Origin of the sequence: uncultured Campylobacter sp. (assembly GCF_938030685.1) — a bacterium.
Lineage (GTDB): Bacteria > Campylobacterota > Campylobacteria > Campylobacterales > Campylobacteraceae > Campylobacter_B.
Genome location: NZ_CALHHX010000217.1, coordinates 1 through 3209 on the forward strand (window position 1 = coordinate 1; position 3209 = coordinate 3209).

A 3209-nucleotide genomic window follows, 5' to 3' on the forward strand; every position below is an offset into this window, starting at 1 on the left:
TTGAACGAAAAATTCGTATCATAGCCCGAAATTTTAGTATCGTAGCTCACGAAGGCGTCATAAACTACGGCGTGAGGCAGCTTAAACGCTGTTCCTGCGGGTACGCTCGGTAGGTTCGTGCGCATATAGTAGGTGTACCACGAGCCGAAGTATCGCGCGCCGCCGCCGAGCCTAAGCCCCTTTGCGCCTAGATGCGCGAAATCGTAGTTGGCAAATAGGCTTGCTTGGTGCTTCGGCGTCGCTTCCAGCGGTTTGCCGATTAGCACCGCAAAAGCGCCGTCGTCCTCGCGCACCCTCGTTTTGGTGTATGCGTAGCTTGCCGACATGCTAAGTCCCTGCGTCACACGCCCGTTTATATCGAGCTCGAATCCTCGCGAGCGAGCCTTGCCGATCGTCTCACTTATATTATTTACCGTTCGCAGGATGTTTCTTTTATCGATATTAAACACCGCCACACCCGCAGTGACGCGATCGTTTTGAAATTTGGTGCCGAGCTCCACGGATTTGCCTTCCTCCGGCTTTAGATCGCCGCCTATCGCCTCGCCTATGGACATCTGCGGCGTGAAGCTTTGCGAGTAGTTAGTATATACTGACCACTGCGGGCTTAACAGATACAAAAGCCCGCCCTGATAGGTCGTAGCGGCCTTTTTCTGATCGGTGTTGTTCGGTCCTTGCCAGCTTTGTTTGGCTACTTGATCGTAAAATTCCCTACGCACGCCCAAAGAAAGTATTAACTCGTCGGTTAAATTTATATTATCTTGGGTGTAAAGACCGATCGTTCTTAGCTTTTGATATTGTATTTTTGGCTCTCTATCATTCGTTAAGACGGCGCCCGAAGCGGTCTGTCCGGTAAGCATATTGATGCGTCCTGCGGTGCCTTTTAACGCGCCCGGACGGTATCTGTAGTAGTTTTTGTAATCCGTGCCGAAAAGAACGTCGTGCTTAAGCGGGCCCGTTTCAAATTTGCCGTTTAGCGTGACGCTTGCTGCGTGCGTGCGGTGTATGAAATTATCGTAGTAGTTATATGATCGCGTCGTGCCGGTAAGGCCTTGGGGCGTGAATGGATTGTTCGGACGGACGTAGCCGTATTCGTGCTTACTGCGCGAGAAAGCATAGGCGCCTTTTAATATCCAATCCTCGTTAAATTCCTTCTCAAAGCCGAAATCAACCGTATCGAGCTTGCTTTGTAGTTTATTTACCGGCTCGTCGAAGCGGACTTTGCCGCTGCCGTAAATTTTACCCGTACTCGGCACTAAAAACGCGCCGCGATCCACTGGATCGGTAGAGCGGCTATGGGTGTAGCCTAAGCTTATCGAATAATCGTCTCCTTGATACGCAAGCGACGGCGCAAAGAGCGTGTTTTTTATACCGCCGAAATTTCGCCAATAATCCTTCGCGTAGTAATCGAATATAAATCTATACGCAAAGCCGCTATCTGCGATCGGTCCTGTAGTATCAAATCCCGCGTCCCAATAGTTGCGGTTGCCCAGCCCGCCCCAAAGCTCATTTATAAACTCATACTGCGGCTTTTTGGTTACCATGTTTATGACGCCGCCCGGTTGCTGCGCACCGTAGAGCATGCTCGCGGGCCCTTTTAGAACCTCGACGGATTGAATAGTTTTATTGTAGTTGTGCATCACGGCGCCCGGTACGCCGTTACGCATAATCGAGCCGTCGCGACCCTCGCCGAAGCCGCGCTTAATGATCGCATCGAAAATATTTCCCGTCGTATTTGCGTAGCTTATGCCGCTTACGTTTTGCAGCGATTCCGCTAAGGTTTCTGGCTTTTTGTCCTTTAGGTGCTGCTGCGTTACGACATTTACGGTCTGCGGAATTTCTAAAATTCTCTTAGTCGTCTTGCCGATCTCGCTGCGTACGGCACGGTAACCGTCGTCGTTATTCGCCCATTCTACGACCTCGATATCGCCTAGGTTTTCGCCCGAGGCAGAGCTTGCTGCGGCGTTTTGTTCGGCGCAAGCAAAGGAAAAAAGCGCCAAAGCCGCGCCAAAACTCATCTTAAATTTCATTACCGAACTCCTTGTAGATAAAGCTTATCGAAACGGCGGATTTTAAACAAAAATTTCTTAAATTTAAATATATTATCATTAACATAATAAGATTGATAAAATTTCGCGCGAAATTTTAAAATTTATCAGCGTTATAAAAGGCGTTTTTGAGTAATATCGCGCATCGATTTTTAAGGAATTGCTAAAAATGGACGAAAAAAGCCGAGCGAAATTTGAAAGCTGCGTCTCGCAGATGCTTGAAATTTTAGGCGAGGATCCGAAGCGAGACGGACTTGCAAAGACGCCGGGGCGCGTGGCTAAAGCCTATGAGTTTCTAACTAGCGGCTACGAGCTGGATCCAAAAGAAATTTTAAACGACGCGCTGTTTGAGAGCAGCAACAATGAGATGGTTTTGATAAAAGATATAGAATTTTATAGTCTCTGCGAGCACCACCTGCTGCCGATCATCGGGCGCGCGCACGTCGCGTATATCCCGAATAAAAAGGTCGTGGGGCTTAGCAAAATTCCGCGTATGGTAAATATTTTCGCGCGCAGGCTGCAGATCCAAGAGCAGCTTACCGAGCAGATCGCAAGCGCTATCCAAGAGGTGATCCATCCGCTCGGCGTGGGCGTGGTGCTGCAGGCGCGGCACATGTGTATGGAGATGCGCGGCGTGCAAAAGATCAACTCGACCACGACTACGTCGGCACTGCGAGGGCTTTTTATCAGCCGAAACGATACGCGTAAGGAATTTTTCGATCTAATAAATTCTCCGAAAACTTTCGGTTTTTAAAACGGCAAGCGTTAAAGAAAAATTTAGCAATTATGTTATATTATCGTGCGAAATTGATAAAAGAGCGAAATTGTCTGATTAAATTTCAGACAAATTTTAGAAAGGAATTTTATGCAGCGCGTTTATTTAGATAATAACGCCACTACGATGGTCGATCCCGAAGTTTTCGAGGAGATGAAGCCATTTTTTTGCGATAAATACGGTAACCCAAACTCCCTTCACAGCTTCGGTAGCGAGACTCACCCCGCGCTAAGAGCTGCGATGGATAGGCTCTATGCGGGACTTGGCGCTGCGGATGCGGACGATATCGTCATCACAAGCTGTGCGACCGAGAGCAATAACTGGGTCTTGAAAGGAATTTACTACGATAAAATTCTAACCGGCGAGAAGGATAATATCGTCATAAGCTC

3 protein-coding genes are annotated in these 3209 nt (G+C 48.3%); 2 read left to right on the plus strand and 1 reads right to left on the minus strand.

Annotated features, from left to right (window positions below; all coding sequences use genetic code 11):
* On the minus strand, positions 1-2027 hold a 2027-nt coding region (locus Q0369_RS10605; RefSeq protein ID WP_298099679.1), incomplete at its 3' end, for a TonB-dependent siderophore receptor.
* A 187-nt stretch (positions 2028-2214) separates the two neighbouring features.
* On the opposite strand from Q0369_RS10605, the gene folE reads away from it, so the two are divergent.
* On the plus strand, positions 2215-2799 hold the full coding sequence (gene folE, locus Q0369_RS10610) for a GTP cyclohydrolase I FolE (protein ID WP_005871572.1): 585 nt from the start codon (positions 2215-2217) through the stop codon (positions 2797-2799).
* Between the two features lie 111 nt (positions 2800-2910).
* Positions 2911-3209, plus strand: a 299-nt coding sequence (locus tag Q0369_RS10615; RefSeq protein WP_298099684.1) for an aminotransferase class V-fold PLP-dependent enzyme, incomplete at its 3' end; no start/stop codon positions are given.